Annotated in this window: 20 protein-coding genes and 1 riboswitch; of the genes, 7 read left to right on the top strand and 13 right to left on the bottom strand. The window is 55.0% G+C overall.

Translation table 11 applies throughout. The annotated features are described in order from the left end of the window. Positions 1-5 precede the first annotated feature (5 nt). Positions 6-872 carry a sugar nucleotide-binding protein gene (locus tag L881_RS0109200; RefSeq protein WP_245587964.1) on the bottom strand — a complete coding sequence of 289 codons (867 nt, stop codon included), beginning with the start codon at positions 870-872 and terminating at the stop codon, positions 6-8. Between the two features lie 189 nt (positions 873-1,061). Between L881_RS0109200 and L881_RS0109195 the strand changes: the two genes are divergently transcribed. Beyond that, the gene (locus tag L881_RS0109195) at positions 1,062-1,529 is read left to right on the top strand and encodes a hypothetical protein (protein ID WP_025733409.1); all 468 of its coding nucleotides are present in this window, start codon (positions 1,062-1,064) and stop codon (positions 1,527-1,529) included. 137 nt (positions 1,530-1,666) lie between these two features. Continuing rightward, the gene (locus L881_RS0109190; protein WP_025733408.1) at positions 1,667-3,739 is read left to right on the top strand and encodes a TonB-dependent receptor family protein; all 2,073 of its coding nucleotides are present in this window, start codon (positions 1,667-1,669) and stop codon (positions 3,737-3,739) included. 207 nt (positions 3,740-3,946) lie between these two features. Here the strand turns inward: L881_RS0109190 and L881_RS0109185 are convergent, their stop codons facing one another. Further along, positions 3,947-4,555, bottom strand: a complete 609-nt coding sequence (locus L881_RS0109185; protein WP_025733407.1) for a single-stranded DNA-binding protein — start codon at positions 4,553-4,555, stop codon at positions 3,947-3,949. 293 nt (positions 4,556-4,848) lie between these two features. On the opposite strand from L881_RS0109185, the gene uvrA reads away from it, so the two are divergent. From uvrA to L881_RS0109160, 5 genes are all read left to right on the top strand, one after another. Continuing rightward, positions 4,849-7,701: an excinuclease ABC subunit UvrA gene (gene uvrA, locus L881_RS0109180; RefSeq protein ID WP_025733406.1), complete on the top strand. Its 2,853-nt coding sequence runs from the start codon at positions 4,849-4,851 to the stop codon at positions 7,699-7,701. Between the two features lie 346 nt (positions 7,702-8,047). After that, positions 8,048-8,148, top strand: a riboswitch (TPP riboswitch). 89 nt (positions 8,149-8,237) lie between these two features. Next, positions 8,238-8,894, top strand: coding sequence for a thiaminase II (tenA, locus tag L881_RS0109175; protein ID WP_211238911.1), 657 nt, complete (start codon positions 8,238-8,240; stop codon positions 8,892-8,894). Beyond that, on the top strand, positions 8,891-9,619 hold the full coding sequence (locus L881_RS0109170; RefSeq protein WP_025733404.1) for an ABC transporter ATP-binding protein: 729 nt from the start codon (positions 8,891-8,893) through the stop codon (positions 9,617-9,619). The genes tenA and L881_RS0109170 overlap by 4 nt, the downstream gene beginning before the upstream one ends. Then, positions 9,616-10,362, top strand: a complete 747-nt coding sequence (locus tag L881_RS0109165; protein ID WP_025733403.1) for an ABC transporter permease — start codon at positions 9,616-9,618, stop codon at positions 10,360-10,362. Before L881_RS0109170 ends, L881_RS0109165 begins: the two co-directional genes overlap by 4 nt. A gap of 91 nt (positions 10,363-10,453) precedes the next feature. Beyond that, positions 10,454-11,389, top strand: coding sequence for an ABC transporter substrate-binding protein (locus L881_RS0109160; RefSeq protein ID WP_025733402.1), 936 nt, complete (start codon positions 10,454-10,456; stop codon positions 11,387-11,389). A gap of 431 nt (positions 11,390-11,820) precedes the next feature. Here L881_RS0109160 and rplQ read toward each other — a convergent pair whose 3' ends face one another. The 11 genes from rplQ to rplR form a co-directional block, all read right to left on the bottom strand. Beyond that, positions 11,821-12,204, bottom strand: a complete 384-nt coding sequence (gene rplQ, locus L881_RS0109150) for a 50S ribosomal protein L17 (protein WP_025733401.1) — start codon at positions 12,202-12,204, stop codon at positions 11,821-11,823. A gap of 39 nt (positions 12,205-12,243) precedes the next feature. Continuing rightward, positions 12,244-13,242, bottom strand: coding sequence for a DNA-directed RNA polymerase subunit alpha (locus tag L881_RS0109145; protein ID WP_025733400.1), 999 nt, complete (start codon positions 13,240-13,242; stop codon positions 12,244-12,246). A gap of 66 nt (positions 13,243-13,308) precedes the next feature. Further along, positions 13,309-13,929 carry a 30S ribosomal protein S4 gene (gene rpsD, locus L881_RS0109140; protein ID WP_025733399.1) on the bottom strand — a complete coding sequence of 207 codons (621 nt, stop codon included), beginning with the start codon at positions 13,927-13,929 and terminating at the stop codon, positions 13,309-13,311. A 12-nt stretch (positions 13,930-13,941) separates the two neighbouring features. After that, the gene (rpsK, locus tag L881_RS0109135; protein ID WP_025733398.1) at positions 13,942-14,328 is read right to left on the bottom strand and encodes a 30S ribosomal protein S11; all 387 of its coding nucleotides are present in this window, start codon (positions 14,326-14,328) and stop codon (positions 13,942-13,944) included. 33 nt (positions 14,329-14,361) lie between these two features. Continuing rightward, positions 14,362-14,718 (bottom strand): 30S ribosomal protein S13, encoded by a 357-nt coding sequence (rpsM, locus tag L881_RS0109130; protein WP_025733397.1) that lies wholly within the window; start codon positions 14,716-14,718, stop codon positions 14,362-14,364. A gap of 142 nt (positions 14,719-14,860) precedes the next feature. Further along, positions 14,861-14,974, bottom strand: a complete 114-nt coding sequence (gene rpmJ / locus L881_RS13620; RefSeq protein WP_077373351.1) for a 50S ribosomal protein L36 — start codon at positions 14,972-14,974, stop codon at positions 14,861-14,863. 31 nt (positions 14,975-15,005) lie between these two features. Beyond that, positions 15,006-16,343, bottom strand: coding sequence for a preprotein translocase subunit SecY (gene secY / locus L881_RS0109125; RefSeq protein WP_025733396.1), 1,338 nt, complete (start codon positions 16,341-16,343; stop codon positions 15,006-15,008). Continuing rightward, complete coding sequence (gene rplO / locus L881_RS0109120) at positions 16,344-16,778, bottom strand: 50S ribosomal protein L15 (protein ID WP_025733395.1); 435 nt, start codon at positions 16,776-16,778, stop codon at positions 16,344-16,346. It lies immediately after the preceding gene. 3 nt (positions 16,779-16,781) lie between these two features. Further along, positions 16,782-16,964, bottom strand: coding sequence for a 50S ribosomal protein L30 (rpmD, locus tag L881_RS0109115; RefSeq protein WP_025733394.1), 183 nt, complete (start codon positions 16,962-16,964; stop codon positions 16,782-16,784). Between the two features lie 5 nt (positions 16,965-16,969). Next, on the bottom strand, positions 16,970-17,473 hold the full coding sequence (gene rpsE / locus L881_RS0109110) for a 30S ribosomal protein S5 (protein ID WP_025733393.1): 504 nt from the start codon (positions 17,471-17,473) through the stop codon (positions 16,970-16,972). An 11-nt stretch (positions 17,474-17,484) separates the two neighbouring features. Further along, on the bottom strand, positions 17,485-17,835 hold the full coding sequence (rplR, locus tag L881_RS0109105; RefSeq protein WP_025733392.1) for a 50S ribosomal protein L18: 351 nt from the start codon (positions 17,833-17,835) through the stop codon (positions 17,485-17,487). Positions 17,836-17,840: the final 5 nt, after the last annotated feature.

Raw genomic sequence — 17,840 nt, 5'->3', positions numbered from 1 at the left:
AAGTTCTATCTCGATTGCTCCAGGCGCAGATCAAGCCAGCGCTCGATCATACGTTCTGCTTCCAGCCGCCACGGCTTCTGATGGACACCAAAGGTTCCTAGCATGTGGCGGCAGTTTAACACTCGTCTGACCAGACCTTGAGGATGAGCAACCGCTGTTACCTCTCCCACTGAACCCACCGGCTCACCGCGCTGTTCAAGCAGTTGGATCAGTTGGCTACGCAGGGTACTGACAAACATGTAGTCGGAAACCGGCTCAATGCCCGAAAGATGATAAGGCCCCCATGCGTCAGCGCCATTATCGAGTTGCAGCAGCATGCCACACAGACCACGAGCCAGGGCATCGACTGGGGTGGGACCAATGAACAGGTCCTCTTCACCAGTGACCTCAGTACCGGCAACCAGCGCTTCCAGAATATCCGGCAGCCTGGCCTCCCGCCCTTTCAAGCCAAACAGAGGCCCTACTCTGATAATCAAATGCTGCGTCAGCTCTGCCCGAATGCGGTCACCTATAGCGACCAGCCGCCGGCGCCAGGGCGATTCGGGAGAGGGTATCAACGACTCCTCAATAGCGCCCTTGTCGTAGCCGAATTCGTATATTTCATCACTCACACACCACACCAGCGCTGTGTTGGCCGCCCGACAAGGCTCCAACAGCGCTTCGAGCTGCTGAGCATGGGCTTCTACCATGCAGCTATCGCTGGTATCCAGATGGGCCAGCGGCGGCACAATAACGGCAGCAAAGTCGCTCAGTTCTACTTCTTCCAGAGCAGGGGAAGCAGCGGTGGCATCAAGAAGCGTCAGGTCAATATCCAGGCGCTCTTCAGCTTCGGCTGCCAGCGCTAGCGCCAGGCAGTGGGCGGGGTCTAACACTAAAATGTTCACACTAAGGCCAGATGCCTCCGTACCAGTCCGTAAAGTGATGCCCACCGCTTACATGAATAAGGCAATGGTTCCATCCTGTTCATAATCCCGATTCAGCGGGCATTCGTCCAGACAACGGCGGCCTGTCTGCTGCCTTCCGCATCTTTTATCGCCCCCAACGAGAGCTGCCTGGCTATCGTGGGTCTGAATATCGTTACGCGATGTTTGGCACCGTTCGGGCACGATGCCGAGATCGTACCGAGTAGACAGCGAGGCATTTTCTCTGAACATCAGGGGCGTTTTCAAATTGCCGCCATGCGCCCTGCCACGGAGATGTCGCGCCAGATTGTATCAGGCCACACGATTCCCACGCGGATTTGTAGCGCATTTTGTGTTGCTGTTGAAAAACGCTCGAAGCCGATACCTCTTGAGCCACCGGCGGATATCGCGCTTGATGCAGCCACCGTACCGTTTAAAAGCATCAGGCGCCCTTTCATGCTGGACGAACAGCTTCGCGACTGCGCTTGGCTGGCACATTGCAGTGTTTTTACCACTATTCAAGTGAACAAGGAGAGTGTCGCTCTCAGTCAGCATGATGATGAAAAATCTGGCCCTCTGGACGCCATTCTTCTCAGTACCCACCGCCTCGCGATTGCTCGATATTAATGAGTTGCTGAAAAACCAGCGCAATAACCCGTAGAACATTGCAAAATAAAGCCACTCACCGACAATTGCGGATCAGACGAGCACCATGCTCGTCATTGCCTCTACGTCAGGCACACTATAAAACCGAAGGGAACTCCATGAATACTGAGCAGAGGCTGATCTTCCTCTCTTTGACTCTACTGGGCGCCAGTAATAGCGTCGCTGCACAAACGCCCAGCGCCCCCCCCTCTTCAGCGCAACGGCTCGACACCCTTGAGGTGAAGGCGAGCCGCATTCCACGTCAGCTATTAACCACCCCAGCGGCAACCAGAGTGGTAGAAGCCGCCGATATTCGTCGTTCTGGGCCGGGCAATCAGTTGGAGGAGTCGCTGCGCCGTGTGCCAGGACTTTATCTCAACAATGGCGAAAACTTTGCTCAAGGGCAGAAAATCTCCACGCGAGGCTTTGGTTCACGCAGCGCCTTCGGCATTCGAGGCATTACGATTAATGTCGATGGAATTCCCTACACCATGCCTGACGGTCAGTCACAGATTGATGCGATTGATCTTGATGACGCCCAGCGTATCGAAGTAGTGCGCGGCCCCTCCTCAGTGCTGTATGGCAACGCAGCCGGAGGCGTCATCAATGTCGATACCGCCGATGGGCTTGAACCCGATGCAGGGGGCCATATCAGCGTTACTGGCGGCAGCCATGGGCTTTCGAAGCAGCATATCAGTCACTCGGGCAGCGAGGGCAACTGGTATCACAGTCTTGGCTTCACCGCGCTCAAGCAGGATGGTTATCGCGACCACTCGAAGGTGCGCCGCTATCTTTTCAACGGCAAGCTGGGGTATCACTTCGACGATCATCGCAGTCTGACCGGTATCGCCAATATTCTGGAATCACCGCGTGCCAATGATCCCGGCGGTCTTACGCGGGAAGAGGTGAAGCACAACCGCCGCCAGGCCAATCCCAATGCAGGGCCAATTGACGCTCGCTCAAAGACTTCCCAGCAGATTTTCGGGGTGCATTATCAGGATCTTGATCTTGGCGGTGGCACTCTAGATGCCTCGGCGTGGTACGGCAGGCGCAACTATTGGCAGGTGCTGCCGATGCCCGATATAGCGGCAAGCAAAAAAGGCAACATTCCACAGTTCGTGCGCCATGAATTTGGTGCCCGCACCAGCTACGCCAATAACCTCACGGTCGCCACACTCCCCCTTCACTACATCGTGGGAGCGGACGTATCGCGGCAGGAGGATAATCGGCACCGTTACTCGGTGCTCTCGGATCACCTTAAGTGGCAGCGAGCCGGAGCCTCCGATCAGCAGCAAAATGGCACCAGCGCGGGCCTGTTTGCGCAGGGCGATCTGAAGCTCAGTGATGAATGGACGCTATCCAGCGGCGTGCGTTACGACAATGTTCATCTCACCATCAATGACCGCCAGCAGCACCAGAAGTACGGCCACCACTATGACCAGTGGAGCTATTCCAGCGGCCTTACGTGGCACTATTTGCCGCATCATGCGGCCTACGCCACTGTGGGCACCGCCTTTCAGACGCCCACCTTTACCGAGTTCACCAATCCTGACAACAGCGCAGGCTTCGCTCCCGGTATCAAGCCGCAGAAGGCCACTAACTATGAAGTGGGGCTGCGTGGCAACTTCGAGAGCGGCCCTTCCTATCAGCTTGCGCTGTACACCATCCGCTCGAAGGATGAGCTGGTCGCTTATAGCGTGGATAACCAAAGCTTTTACAGCAACTCGGGTAAAACCAAGCGTGAGGGCCTGGAAGCAGCGATCAGTACACCGCTCGGAGCAGGATTCAGTGCTGATTCCAACTTCACCTATATGCGCGCGCACTTCAGCAACAACACCAGTGAAGGCATCGAACGCGGTAACCGTTTTCCGGGGCTTCCCGAACGCATATGGTCAACGCGCCTCAACTGGAGCAATGACGACCTTTATTTAACCCTGGAAAATCAGTATTTAAGCGGCATGTATGCTGACAATGCCAACGACGTGCATATTGGTTCCAGCTGGGTATACAACCTGAGAGGCCGCTACGAATGGGCGTTGGGTGGACAGCAATCGGTGGGCATTTTTGCAGGGCTGAATAACCTCTTTAACGAACACTACTACTCCAACATCCGCATCAATGACGCGAATAGCCGCTTTTATGAACCGGCTGCCACGCGCACCTTCTATGCAGGAGCAGATTACCGGTTTTAGCCGCAGGCGCAGCTAGCGAAAGGTGACAGAGTTGAACGTAGCGATGGGCGCTTCGCCGTCTATCGCTCCCCCTTCTCCACATACAGCCTGAGGTTGATGGCGTAACCGCTACTTGCCAGCATGAGCGATCAATAAAAAACCCTACCGGCGAAGGTAGGGTTTCAGATCACATTGATCGCAGTGGCACTCGAAGTGCGCCACTACTGTTTAGAACGGAATCTCGTCATCGAAGTCATCAAAGCTGGACGGATTGGGCGCGCCTGAACCTTGATTATTCTGCTGCGGAGCACCGTAGCCACCGTTCTGCTGAGGCGCTTGATTGGCAGGAGCGCCCTGATTGCCTCGGTTTGGCTGACCACCGCCGTAATTGTTGCCCTGGTTGCCACCGTAGTTGTTGCCTTGGTTGCCGCCGTAATTATTGCCACCATTCTGCTGTTGATAACCGCCCTGCTGGCCCCCACTGTTACCTCCATCGCCGCCACGCGAATCCAGCATCTGCATGTCGTTGGCGACAATTTCAGTCGAGTAGCGGTTCTGGCCATCCTGCCCCTGCCACTGGCGGGTCTGGAGACGGCCTTCAATGTACAAGCGCGAGCCTTTTTTCACGTATTGCTGGGCAATTTCAGCAAGCTTGTTGAACAGCACAATGGAGTGCCATTCGGTACGTTCCTGACGCTGGCCGGTCTGACGGTCGTTCCAGGAGTCGGTTGTCGCAAGGCGCAGGTTGCAGACAGGGTTGCCCGAAGGCATAAAACGCACTTCTGGATCCTGGCCGATGTTGCCAATCAGGATCACTTTGTTCACACCGCGGGCCATATCCGCTCTCCTTCGATTATTCGGTATCTCAAGGTGAAGCCGCGCTCTCAGTAACCCATGAGGGAGACTGGATTCGCAAACTTATCGGCATATTCTAGCCAACTTTGAGGGGTGAATCACTCTTCTCTCTCGACCGCGCTCAACACAAGGCGTGTCGTAAGCCCTAACATTTAACGGTACTTTTATTCCGCCCTGTCCTGCTCTGGCGCAGGCGAGCGATAAACTTCATACCAGGGGCGGACGGCCTGCAACGAATGGCCTATAGTAGGTCGCTTACACCCCAAGAGGTCACTATGGATCAAATTCAGGTACGCGGTGCACGCACTCACAATCTGAAAAATATAGACATCGAGCTGCCTCGCGACAAACTGATCGTCATTACCGGGCTGTCGGGCTCCGGTAAATCATCGCTGGCCTTCGACACCCTCTACGCTGAAGGGCAACGCCGCTATGTAGAATCCTTGTCTACCTATGCGCGCCAGTTCCTTTCGATGATGGAAAAGCCCGATGTCGATCACATCGAAGGGCTATCGCCCGCCATCTCCATCGAGCAGAAATCCACGTCTCATAACCCTCGCTCCACCGTCGGCACCATTACCGAGATATATGACTATCTGCGCCTGCTCTACGCGCGCGCCGGCACGCCACGCTGCCCCGAGCATGGCCTTGATCTGGAAGCGCAGACGGTTTCCCAGATGGTCGATCAAACGCTGGCGCTCCCTGAAGGCTCGCGACTGATGCTGCTGGCGCCCATTATCAAGGGGCGCAAAGGCGAGCATTTGCAACTGTTGCAGGAGCTGCGTACCACCGGCTACGTGCGTGCTCAGGTCGATGGCGTTGTCTATGAGCTGGATGAAGTGCCGGCCCTTGAGAAGAACAAGAAGCACGACATCAGTGTGGTGGTTGATCGCGTAAAAGTGCGGGAAGGGCTTGAGCAACGCCTGGCTGAATCCTTCGAAACAGCGCTCAATCTCTCCGATGGCGCGGCAGTGCTCCACTTTATGGACGGTGACCGCGAACCGATGATCTTCTCATCACGCTTTGCCTGCCCGATGTGTGGCTACTCACTGTCGGAACTCGAACCACGGCTTTTCTCGTTCAACAACCCGGCGGGTGCCTGCCCCAGCTGCGATGGATTGGGCGTGCACCACTTCTTCGATCCTGACAAGCTGATTCGCCAGCATGAGCTTTCGTTGGCGGAAGGCGTAATCAAAGGCTGGGATCGCCGCAGCATTTACTATTTCGGGCTACTCGAAGCGGTGGGCAAACACTACGGCTTCTCGCTCGATACGCCATGGAAGGAACTCACCGCATCAGCGCGCGATATCGTGCTGCACGGCAGTAGTGGCGAAGAGGTCGAATTCAGCTACGTTAATGATCGCGGCAAGCAGGTGAAGCGCCATCACACCTTCGAAGGCGTGATGCCCAATATTGAACGACGCTATCACGACACCGACTCCAATCATGTACGCGACGAGCTTGCCAAATATATGGCTATTCGCCCTTGTACTTCGTGCGGTGGCTCACGGCTGCGTCTGGAAGCGCGCAACGTCTTCATTGATGACCGAGCGCTGCCGGAGATGACTCGCATGCCAATCGGTGAAGCACAACAGCTGTTTGGCACTATGCAGCTGCCGGGGCGAAAAGGCGAGATCGCCATAAAGATTCTCCACGAGATCAGTACCCGTCTGGAGTTTCTGGTGAACGTCGGGCTCGATTACCTGACGCTTGAGCGCAGCGCGGACACACTCTCGGGTGGCGAAGCGCAGCGTATTCGACTGGCCAGCCAAATCGGCGCGGGGCTGGTCGGCGTTATGTATATTCTCGATGAACCTTCCATCGGGCTGCATCAGCGCGATAACGATCGCCTGCTGGCAACCCTTGAGCGACTGCGCGATCTTGGCAATACCGTGATAGTCGTCGAGCACGATGAAGACGCTATTCGCGCTGCTGATTATGTGCTTGATATTGGCCCGGGCGCGGGCGTGCACGGCGGCCAGGTAGTCGCAAAAGGCACGCCCGAAGAAGTGGAACACACCAAAGGCTCGCTGACCGGTCAATACCTGAGTGGCAAGAAGCGTATTGAGGTACCTCACCAGCGCTTCCCGACCAACGAGAAGAAGATGATTCACCTCAAGGGCGCGAGTGGCAACAACCTGCAAAAGGTTGATCTTGATCTGCCGCTGGGCCGCTTCGTCTGTATTACAGGCGTGTCAGGATCGGGTAAATCCACGCTGATCAACTCGACGCTGATGCCGATCGCCGCGCGTGATCTCAACCGTGCCACTACGCTCACTCCGGCGCCCTACCGCTCGATCAAGGGGCTTGATCACCTCGACAAGATGATCGATATCGATCAAAGCCCGATCGGGCGCACGCCGCGCTCCAACCCAGCTACCTACACTGGTATTTTTACCGCAATTCGTGAGCTGTTTGCGGGCACGCAAGAGGCACGCACTCGTGGCTATAAACCTGGCCGCTTCAGTTTCAACGTCAAGGGTGGGCGCTGTGAGGCTTGCCAGGGCGATGGTTTGATCAAGGTCGAAATGCACTTCCTGCCCGACATTTATGTGCCTTGTGACGTGTGCCACGGCAAACGTTACAACCGTGAAACCCTCGAAGTGCTCTACAAGGGCAAGAATATTCACGAAGTGCTCGAAATGACGGTAGAAGATGCGCTGGAGTTCTTCTCTCCTGTGCCGGCCATTGCCCGCCGCCTGCAAACCCTGATTGATGTGGGCCTCACTTACATCAAGCTGGGACAGAGCGCGACCACCCTCTCGGGTGGCGAGGCGCAGCGCATCAAGCTGGCCCGCGAACTCGCCAAGCGCGATACCGGCAATACGCTTTATATTCTTGATGAGCCGACTACCGGGCTGCACTTTGAGGATATTCGCCAGCTACTGACAGTACTGCACCGGCTACGCGATCAGGGCAACTCCATCGTAGTGATCGAGCATAATCTGGATGTGATTAAAACGGCTGACTGGCTGATTGATCTTGGGCCAGAAGGCGGTTCAGGGGGCGGACAGATTATCGCTACCGGCACGCCGGAAGAGGTCGCGGGGAATCCGCAGTCGCACACTGGACGCTTCCTCAAGCCGCTGCTTGAATCCGCACAGAAGTCACGCGAAGCCAACGCCTAACCTCCGCGAGTATCTGTATAACGCAGCGGCTATCGAGGTAACCCCCTTGATGGCCGCTGTTCCGTGAATGGAACCGGCAGGGGTTATAAACTGGCTTGATAAAGGCTGCCTTTCTTATAGTTTCTATAATCACTCGGCGCGTTCTACTGCGGCGATCTCTTGCACATCCGCCCTCCCATCTCTTCCGAAATAGAGTGCTGTAGCGCCCCTCCCATCGACCAGGTGAACACCGTCCTTTCTGTGATGGAGATGCATCAGGCTGGGTTTCTTAATCCAGGGGGAACGGAAAATTGCGCTGACTTCCTACTCTGTTAATGACATCCCCCCTGCAAATCACGTATAACGGGAGGCAACCAGGGGGTGTCCTGACGGACTGAGATGGCTTTTGTCAAACCCTTCGAACCTGATCTGGGTTATTCCAGCGAAGGGATGGGCATCCTTATTGATTAACGTCGCCTGTTCGCTTGCCTGGAAACCACCTTTTACCAGGAGGCTGCGTTATTCTTCCCTCATTTGATCAAGGTATATATGGCCGCTTGCGCGAAGATGCGGGTAGCGATTGGCATGCCTATGTCGATCACGTCTTTATCCAGCAACTGGCGCAGGGCACTTTGCCAACCGCTGCATTCAAACATTATCTGGCGCAGGACTATCTGTTCCTGACACATTTTGCCCGTGCGTATGCTCTGCTGGTCAGCAAGCTACGTTCAGTGCGTCACATGCGCTCTGCCACTGCTTCCCTCAATGCCATTTTTGATGAGCTACCGCTGCACATCCATTACTGCGCGCAATGGGGAATAGACGAGCATCAGCTACAAACGGCTGCGGAATGTCCCGAAACCATCGCTTATACCCGCTATGTACTGGATATAGGGCACTCCGGCGATGCACTCGATCTATTGAGCGCTCTGCTGCCCTGTGTGGCGGGCTATGCCGAGATTGGGCTAGCGCTATTGCATCATCCCGATATTCAGCTTGAACACCATCCCTACGCCGCATGGATTCGCAACTACGGCGAAGAGGAGTATCTCGACGGGGTAAAGAGCGCCCTCGGGCTGATGGAGGAGGTATGGCAGGAGCGCGGTACTGAGGCCCGCTTCAAGGCGGTGAGCACTATTTTTACCACCGCGACTCAGCTGGAAACGCGCTTTTGGCAAATGGGGCTCAACGCGGCCAATGGTTTGTCCACATGAAGTCGCCAGCGATACACGTCAAGGATCTAGGGCTGCGATTTGGCGAACATGTTGTTTTCGACAAGGTCAGCTTTACGCTACCTGCCGGTAAATGGGTCTCGCTCCTCGGCGCCAGTGGCGTTGGCAAAACCAGTCTGATTCGTATTCTAGCGGGCCTGATGCCCCCGACTTCCGGCACCATTACGACCAGCGACGGTAAACCGATAGCGGGCCGTCTGGCGTGGATGGGGCAAAAGGATCTGCTTTATCCCTGGCTGACCATTCGCAACAACATCGCACTGAGCGCCAGACTAACTGGCCGCCGCTCCGACCATCAGCGCGTCGATGCGCTGCTCTCCCAGGTAGGACTTGAAGGCTACGGCGATCAGCGCCCGGCGGCGTTATCCGGTGGGATGCGGCAACGCGCAGCCCTGGCGCGCACGCTGTACGATGACAAACCCATCGTGATGATGGATGAGCCTTTCTCTGCGCTGGATACCATTACGCGCACACGTATTCAGGCGCTGGCAGCCGAGCTGCTTCATGATCGCACAGTGCTGCTGGTTACCCATGATCCCATGGAAGCCTGTCGGCTCAGCCACCAGCTATTAGTGCTCGCCTCGGCTTCCGGTGGTATCGACGATAGCCATGTGCTTGAAGGTGCGCCGCCTCGCGCACCAAACGATCATTATCTTCTTCACAGCCAGGCCCAGCTCTTGCAGCAACTGGTAAGGGCAAACGCATGAATCGTCAAGCAGCATTACGCGGCATCATTGTCTTCATCGGGCTGCTACTGGTGTGGTGGCTCATTACCTTCATGGGCATCCCCGACTTCCTGCTCCCCTCTCCTGCCGCTACCGCGAAGGCACTGTGGACACAGCGCGCTTATCTGGCCTGGAACAGCCTGACCACCGCCAGCGAAATTGTCTGCGGCCTGGTACTGGGAGTGGCACTGGGCATGGCAGTCGCGTTACTGATGATCAGTTCGCCGCGTTTACAGCGCTGGCTGATGCCGTTGGTACTGACCAGCCAGGCCATTCCCGTATTCGCCATCGCCCCCCTGCTGGTACTGTGGCTCGGATTCGGTATGAGCGCCAAGGTGATGATGGCGGTGCTGATTATTTTCTTCCCGGTCACCTCCTCATTCTTCGATGGACTGCGCCGCACCAACCGCGACTACCTCGATCTGGCACGCACCATGGGAGCGTCGCAAGGTGCGCAGTTGCGCCATGTGCGTTTAATGGCGGCGCTGCCAGCACTGGGATCGGGACTACGCATGGCGGCAGCAGTGGCCCCTATCGGTGCCATTATTGGCGAATGGGTAGGCTCTTCCGCGGGGCTGGGTTACGTCATGCTCAATGCCAATGCGAGGATGCAATCGGATGTCTGCTTCGCCGCACTCTTTATTCTGGTGCTAATGACCGTACTGCTATGGGTCACGATGGATATGCTGCTGCGCCGCCTGATCAACTGGTCGGAAGAACATTGAGCAGGTGCGAGGCATACACACGTAACGTTGAAAAATACTCACTGTTTCCAAGGCATTCACCGCCTTTAACGCTCTGAATCAGGTACTTCTCATGCTCAAACGGACTCTTGCTGCCCTGGCGCTGCTCACCGCCACCACTGCCCACGCTTTCGCTGCGGATAAGCTGACGCTGGTACTGGACTGGTACATCAACCCTGATCACGCGCCAATTATGGTGGCTGAACAAATTGGCGCCTTCAAGAAAGAGAGGCTGGATGTTGATATTGTGCCGCCCTCTTCTCCCGATCTTCCTCCACGCATGGTCGCCGCCCATCGCGCCGATCTGGCAGTCACTTATCAGCCGCATGTGCATTTTTTTGCCGATCAGGGGCTGCCATTAATGCGGGTCGGCACCCTGGTCAATTCACCGCTTAACACGGTGCTAACGCTCGACAAAAACATCAAATCGCCCGCTGATTTGAAAGGCAAGAAGGTAGGTTATTCCATCAGCGGCATTGAGCAGGCTGATCTCGCTACCATGGCGAAGCATGCCAATATTGATCTCAGCAGCATTGATATGATTAACGTCAACTTCCAGTTGGTCAGTGCCCTGCTCTCGCATCGGGTAGATGCGGTGATCGGTGGCTATCGCAACGTCGAGGCGCTGGAGCTTCAACAGCGAGGAGAAGAGCCAGTAATCATGAACGTCGAAGACTACGGCGTGCCCAGCTATGACGAATTGGTGCTGGTCGCTAACCGAGATAACGTCAATGACCCGAAAATCAAACGCTTTCTCAAGGCGCTGAAAGAGGGCGTGACCTATCTACAGGCGCATCCCGAAGAGAGCTGGCAAGCCTTCGCCAAGGCCCACCCAGAACTTGATACCAAGCTTAATCACGCATCATGGCTGAAAACGGTGCCTCTGTTTGCGGCAGATCCCGCTGCGCTTGATCGTAAACGGTATGACACCTTCGAGCATTTTCTCTACGACCATCAATTGATCAAAAGCGTAAAACCGGTTGATGACTATGCAGTTCAGGTGGAGTAACTGGCGGCCCACTGTGTGAAGTACCAAGATAACGGCGCGGAATACTCAGCGCCGTTATCGTTTTAATTGGACGGTATGTTCTTCGAAGTAATGTGTTCTTACCCTACCAGGAACCTAGCTCCAATAGTTCCAGCAGAGCTTTCTCTATGTTTGAGCGTCATGCTGGATTGTCTCGGCAGTATGGCGCATTCGTGATACGGCTCTAACGCCTTACCCGGTGATATGTTTCCATCGAACGGTGGCGTGGCGTGGCGTGGCGTGGCGTGGCGTGGCGTGGCGTGGCGTGGCGTGGCGTGGCGTGGCGTGGCGTGGCGTGATTAGTGTAAATGTTCCTGCCAAATAAAAAGCCGATACGGTCTAATTTGACCCTATCGGCTTTTATCTCTTCAAACTGCCACGAGTAAAATAGCAGTGGCAGCGAAGCTTAGCTCTTACTCGTCGCCTGCTTCTTCAACCTGCGGACGATCAACTAGCTCAACGTAAGCCATAGGAGCGTTGTCTCCAGCACGGAAACCACACTTCAGGATGCGTACGTAACCGCCTGGGCGAGTTGCGTAACGCGGGCCTAGTTCGCTGAACAGTTTACCTACTGCTGCATCAGAACGAGTGCGGCTGAACGCCAGACGGCGATTGGCAACGCTATCGTTCTTGGCCAGGGTAATGAGCGGCTCGACATGACGACGCAGCTCTTTAGCCTTGGGCAGGGTAGTTTTGATCAATTCGTGCTCGACAAGCGACACGCTCATGTTTTTGAACATGGCCTGGCGATGCGACGAGTTGCGGTTGAGTTGGCGACCACTCTTACGATGACGCATGGTTGTGATTCCTTACCAATCTAGACTCGAGTCACTCGTTCAGGCGGAAGCCTTGTCGTCTTTCAAGCTGGCCGGCGGCCAGTTTTCAAGACGCATGCCGAGAGAAAGACCGCGACCTTCGAGAACGTCCTTGATTTCGTTCAAGGATTTCTTGCCCAGGTTCGGGGTTTTCAGAAGTTCTACTTCGGTGCGCTGAATCAGATCACCAATGTAGTAAATATTCTCGGCCTTGAGGCAGTTAGCGCTGCGTACGGTCAACTCGAGATCGTCTACGGGGCGAAGCAGAATAGGATCAATCTGATCTTCTTCTTCCTCGACTTCCTGTTCTTTATCGGCTTCCAGATCAACGAAGGCAGCCAGCTGTTCCTGAAGGATAGTCGCACTACGGCGAATAGCTTCTTCCGGATCCAGGGTACCATCGGTTTCCAGATCGATGACCAGTTTGTCGAGGTCGGTACGCTGCTCTACGCGCGCAGACTCAACGGCATACGAAACACGGCGAACCGGGCTGTAAGTTGCATCGAGTTGAAGACGACCGATAGCACGGCTCTCGTCTTCACCCTGAAGCCTGGTATCCGCCGGCTCATAGCCGCGGCCACGCTGAACGCGAAGCTTCATGCTAAGCTCGCTGCCATCATTAAGATGGGCGATAACATGATCCGGATTAATGATCTCGACGTCATGACTAACAGCGATATCGCCAGCAGTCACGACACCTGGGCCTTTCTTGTCCAGTGTCAGCTCGGCATCATCGCCGCTGTGAAGTTTCACAGCGACATCTTTCAAGTTCAGGAGGATTTCAATTACATCTTCCTGGATGCCTTCGATAGCACTGTACTCGTGCTCGACTCCTTTGATCTCTACCTCTGTGACGGCACAGCCGGGCATAGAGGAGAGAAGGATGCGGCGCAGAGCATTCCCCAGGGTATGACCGAAGCCGCGCTCGAACGGCTCGAGCACGATCTTCGCATTATTCGCGTTGATCTCTTCGACCTTGATATCGCGAGGACGGAGAAACTCTGTCACTGAACGCTGCATATGAACACCTTTAAGCTGCCGAACGGGGGTACTCTAAGTCTCGTGCGAGATAAACCAATCGAAGGGTTACTTAGAGTACAGCTCGACGATCAGGTTTTCGTTGATGTCGGCAGACAGGTCTCCACGCTCGGGGACAGACTTGAATGTGCCTTCCATCTTCTTGGAGTCAACATCAATCCAAGCCACGTCACCACGGTTACCCGCGATTTCGAGCGCAGACTGAATACGACTCTGGTTTTTTGCTTTCTCGCGAACGGAGATCACATCGCCAGCGGCCACTTTGTAAGACGCAACGTTAACGGTACGACCGTTAACCTGAATCGCCTTGTGACTTACCAGCTGACGCGCTTCGGCGCGGGTTGAGCCGAAGCCCATACGATAAACAACGTTGTCCAGACGAGCTTCAAGCAACTGAAGAAGAACTTCACCTGTTGCGCCTTTCTGGGTCGCTGCTTTCTTGTAGTAGTTGCGGAACTGCTTCTCAAGCACACCGTACATACGACGTACTTTCTGCTTTTCACGCAACTGGGTGCCGTAGTCGGAGAGACGCTGACGGCGCTGACCATGCTGGCCCGGTGCGCTTTCGGTCTTGGCCTTCTTCTCATAGGCGGTTACGCCGCTTTTGAGGAAAAGATCTGTACCTTCACGACGGGACAGTTTGCATTTAGGTCCGGTATAACGTGCCATGAATCTGTCTCCTTATACGCGGCGTTTCTTCGGCGGACGGCAGCCGTTGTGAGGAACGGGCGTCGCGTCGGTGATGCTTTGCACGCGGAAGCCTGCGGCATTGAGTGCTCGCACAGCAGATTCACGGCCGGGGCCGGGGCCCTTGACCAGCACATCTACGTTCTTCACTCCATACTCGGCTGCAGCGGTCGCTGCACGTTCGCTTGCTACTTGAGCGGCGAACGGGGTGCTCTTGCGAGAACCACGAAAACCCGAACCGCCGGCAGTGGCCCAAGAGAGAGCATTACCCTGGCGGTCTGTGATCGTTACGATCGTGTTGTTAAAAGAGGCATGGATGTGGGCGACAGCGTCCACAACCTGCTTTTTAACCCTTTTTCGGTTACTGCGCGGGTTAGCCATGTTTGGAAGTATCCTGGTTTAACGCGTCACGCGTTATTTGCGAATCGGTTTACGCGGGCCCTTACGGGTACGCGCGTTGGTCTTGGTACGTTGACCACGCAACGGAAGACCACGGCGATGGCGCAGACCACGATAGGTGCCCAGGTCCATGAGACGCTTGATATTCAGCGTAATCTCACGGCGTAGGTCACCTTCTACGACGTATTTGCCAACTTCGGCACGCAAAACGTCGAGCTGCTCTGGAGAAAGTTCTCCAATTTTAGTGCTGGCTTCGATACCAGCAGCAGCGCAAATCGCTTTGGCGCGAGTGTTGCCAACGCCGTAAATGTAGGTCAGCGAGATCGCCGCATGCTTGTTGTCCGGGATATTGACGCCTGCAATACGGGCCATCAGCTTACTCCGAAATTTGAGCGGCATTGCTCGGTTAATTACATCTACAAAAAGGCGCAGTATTATATCCCCTGCTTCCTATCGAAAGCAAGGGATATAGGTGCGCCACTCTTTCGTCAACAGCTGACCTGGATGATAAAAATCAACCCTGACGCTGTTTGTGACGGGGTTCAGTGCAAATTACACGCACCGCACCACGACGACGAATGATCTTGCAGTTACGACAGATCTTTTTAACGGATGCTCGAACTTTCATCGTTCACTCCACTAAGTTACATGCAACGGTATCAACGAAGGATGCCGCCGCTGCCATACCCTTTCAGGTTGGCCTTTTTCATCACTGATTCGTACTGGTTGGACATCAGGTGAGATTGCACCTGGGACATAAAGTCCATTACCACCACTACTGCAATCAGAATAGAGGTACCGCCGAAATAGAACGGAACCTGCCAAGCGACCATCAAAAACTGTGGCATCAGAGAAACGAACGTGATGTAAGCAGCACCAAACAGCGTTAGCCGCGTCATCACCTTGTCTACGTAGCGCGCAGTCTGCTCGCCTGGACGGATACCCGGCAGGAAAGCGCCTGACTTCTTCAGGTTATCGGCCACGTCTTTAGGATTAAAAACGAGCGCGGTATAAAAGAAGCAGAAGAATACTACTGCTGCTGCAAAAAGCAAGATATAAAGCGGCTGCCCTGGCGCTAACGCCTGAGAAACGGTAGAGAGCCACCCTAATCCTTCACCCTGACTAAACCACTGACCAATGGACGCGGGGAAAAGCAGAATACTGGACGCAAAGATCGGCGGAATAACACCAGCCATATTGACCTTCAGCGGCAGATAACTGCTCTGACCGGCATACATTTTGTTGCCAACCTGACGGCGCGGATAATTCACCTTGATGCGACGCTGACCGCGCTCAACGAATACCACGAAAGCAATGGTGATAATACCAAGTACACCAAGAGCCAACAGAGGCAATACGTTCCAGGCGCCATCATTGCGCGCAAGCTCGAAAGCCTGCCCAATCGCGTTTGGCATACCGGCGACAATACCGGAGAAGATAATCAGCGAAATACCATTGCCGATTCCTTTCTCGGTGATTTGCTCGCCTAACCACATCAGGAAGATCGCACCTGCTACGAAGGTAACGATGGTTGTGCAATAGAAGATAATACCTGGATCTATCGCCGCTCCGCTTCCAACCAGACCAACTGCCATACCGAACGATTGAATCAACGCCAATACCACTGTGCCGTAGCGCGTGTATTGGGTGATCTTGCGACGACCGGCTTCGCCCTCTTTCTTGAGCTGCTCAAGTTGGGGAGAAACCACGGTCAATAACTGCATGATAATCGACGCAGAGATGTACGGCATGATTCCGAGCGCAAATACGCTCATACGCTCCAAGGCGCCACCGGAGAACATGTTGAACATGCTCAGGATGGTGCCTTGGTTCTCTCTGAAGAGCGCAGCTAGCTGGTCGGGGTTAATACCGGGAACGGGGATGTGAGAACCAACGCGGTACACCACAATCGCAATGAATACAAAGCGCAGACGAGCCCAAAGCTCGCTGAGCCCGCCAGTGTTACTGCTACCCGATACCTTTCCCGACTTGCTCATTTAGTCCTCTACCTTGCCGCCGGCTTTTTCGATCGCTTCGCGAGCACCTTTGGTGATCTTGAGACCACGAACTGTAACCGCACGATCAATCTCGCCCGAAAGTACCACTTTGGCAAAACGGGTAGAGTTTTTGAGAACGTTAGCCTGCTTCAAGGAAGCCAGGTCAACAATTTCGCCTTCAACCTTAGCCAGCTCGCCAAGACGAACTTCTTCAGAAACCAGAGATTTGGCAGAGGTAAAGCCGAATTTCGGCAGGCGACGCTGCAAAGGCATCTGTCCGCCTTCGAATCCAGGCTTAACACTACCGCCGGAACGAGACTTAAGACCCTTGTGACCGCGACCACCGGTCTTACCGAGTCCGGAACCGATGCCGCGACCTACGCGTTTCTCGGCCTGTTTGGCACCAGGTGCCGGACGCAGAGTATTGAGTTTCATGGATTACTCCCCTTCGACTCGGACAAGGTAGTTAACCTTGTTGATCATGCCGCGAACGGCAGGAGTGTCTTCCAGCTCAACAGTATGGTTGATACGGCGAAGACCCAAGCCACGCACGGTGGCCTGATGTTTTTTACCGGTACCGATCACACTGCGAATCTGAGTAACTTTGAGTTTGCCAGACATGATACTTACCCCGTGATTTCGGCAACGGAGAGTCCACGTTTTGCGGCAACATCTTCAGGCGAACGCATAGATGCGAGCCCGTTGATAGTTGCACGCACAACGTTGACCGGATTGGTAGAACCGTAACACTTGGCCAGTACGTCCTGCACGCCTGCAAGTTCGAGAACGGAGCGCATGGCACCGCCGGCAATAATACCGGTACCCTCGGAAGCAGGCTGCATGAAGACCTTGGAAGCGCCGTGGTTGGCACGAACTGCGTACTGCAGCGTGTTACCACGAAGTTCAACCTTGATCATGTTGCGGTGAGCCTGGTCCATTGCCTTTTGGATAGCGACAGGCACTTCACGTGCCTTGCCGCGACCGAAGCCAACACGACCATTGCCATCACCAACGACGGTCAGAGCGGTGAAGCCGAAAATACGACCACCTTTGACCACCTTGGCGACACGGTTGATCTGAACCAGCTTTTCCTGGAGATCACCGCTGCCTTTCTGTTCGTTATTCGCCATCGTCAAACCTTTTAGAATTGCAGGCCGGCTTCACGCGCGGCGTCAGCCAGAGCCTTGACTCGACCGTGGAACTTAAAGCCCGAACGATCGAAGGCCACTTTAGTGATGCCAGCGCCTTTGGCACGCTCAGCAATCAGAGCACCCACCTTGGCAGCTGCTTCAGAATTACCAGTAGCTGCTTCACTCAATGTCTTATCAAGGGTGGAGGCGCTAGCGAGCACTTCGCTGCCATCCGCAGAAATAATCTGCGCATAGATATGGCGTGGAGTGCGGTTGACGCATAGGCGCAAAGCGCCCAGCTCGCGGATTTTGGCGCGCGCACGGCGGGCACGACGGAGACGAGATTCTTTCTTCGCGTTCATAACCC

The sequence above is a fragment of the Carnimonas nigrificans ATCC BAA-78 genome (genome assembly GCF_000526695.1).
Lineage (GTDB): Bacteria > Pseudomonadota > Gammaproteobacteria > Pseudomonadales > Halomonadaceae > Carnimonas > Carnimonas nigrificans.
Note: the sequence above shows the minus strand (reverse complement) of the source record. Positions and strands in the feature narration are given on the sequence as shown.

Excerpts from the sequence above, each read along its gene's own strand:
- L881_RS0109190 (WP_025733408.1), top strand. The coding sequence starts at position 1,667 with ATGAATACTGAGCAGAGGCTGATCTTCCTCTCTTTGACTCTACTGGGC.
- L881_RS0109185 (WP_025733407.1), bottom strand. The coding sequence starts at position 4,555 with ATGGCCCGCGGTGTGAACAAAGTGATCCTGATTGGCAACATCGGCCAG.
- uvrA (WP_025733406.1), top strand. The coding sequence starts at position 4,849 with ATGGATCAAATTCAGGTACGCGGTGCACGCACTCACAATCTGAAAAAT.
- L881_RS0109170 (WP_025733404.1), top strand. The coding sequence starts at position 8,891 with ATGAAGTCGCCAGCGATACACGTCAAGGATCTAGGGCTGCGATTTGGC.
- L881_RS0109165 (WP_025733403.1), top strand. The coding sequence starts at position 9,616 with ATGAATCGTCAAGCAGCATTACGCGGCATCATTGTCTTCATCGGGCTG.
- L881_RS0109160 (WP_025733402.1), top strand. The coding sequence starts at position 10,454 with ATGCTCAAACGGACTCTTGCTGCCCTGGCGCTGCTCACCGCCACCACT.
- rplQ (WP_025733401.1), bottom strand. The coding sequence starts at position 12,204 with ATGCGTCATCGTAAGAGTGGTCGCCAACTCAACCGCAACTCGTCGCAT.
- L881_RS0109145 (WP_025733400.1), bottom strand. The coding sequence starts at position 13,242 with ATGCAGCGTTCAGTGACAGAGTTTCTCCGTCCTCGCGATATCAAGGTC.
- rpsD (WP_025733399.1), bottom strand. The coding sequence starts at position 13,929 with ATGGCACGTTATACCGGACCTAAATGCAAACTGTCCCGTCGTGAAGGT.
- rpsK (WP_025733398.1), bottom strand. The coding sequence starts at position 14,328 with ATGGCTAACCCGCGCAGTAACCGAAAAAGGGTTAAAAAGCAGGTTGTG.
- rpsM (WP_025733397.1), bottom strand. The coding sequence starts at position 14,718 with ATGGCCCGTATTGCAGGCGTCAATATCCCGGACAACAAGCATGCGGCG.
- rpmJ (WP_077373351.1), bottom strand. The coding sequence starts at position 14,974 with ATGAAAGTTCGAGCATCCGTTAAAAAGATCTGTCGTAACTGCAAGATC.
- secY (WP_025733396.1), bottom strand. The coding sequence starts at position 16,343 with ATGAGCAAGTCGGGAAAGGTATCGGGTAGCAGTAACACTGGCGGGCTC.
- rplO (WP_025733395.1), bottom strand. The coding sequence starts at position 16,778 with ATGAAACTCAATACTCTGCGTCCGGCACCTGGTGCCAAACAGGCCGAG.
- rpmD (WP_025733394.1), bottom strand. The coding sequence starts at position 16,964 with ATGTCTGGCAAACTCAAAGTTACTCAGATTCGCAGTGTGATCGGTACC.
- rpsE (WP_025733393.1), bottom strand. The coding sequence starts at position 17,473 with ATGGCGAATAACGAACAGAAAGGCAGCGGTGATCTCCAGGAAAAGCTG.
- rplR (WP_025733392.1), bottom strand. The coding sequence starts at position 17,835 with ATGAACGCGAAGAAAGAATCTCGTCTCCGTCGTGCCCGCCGTGCGCGC.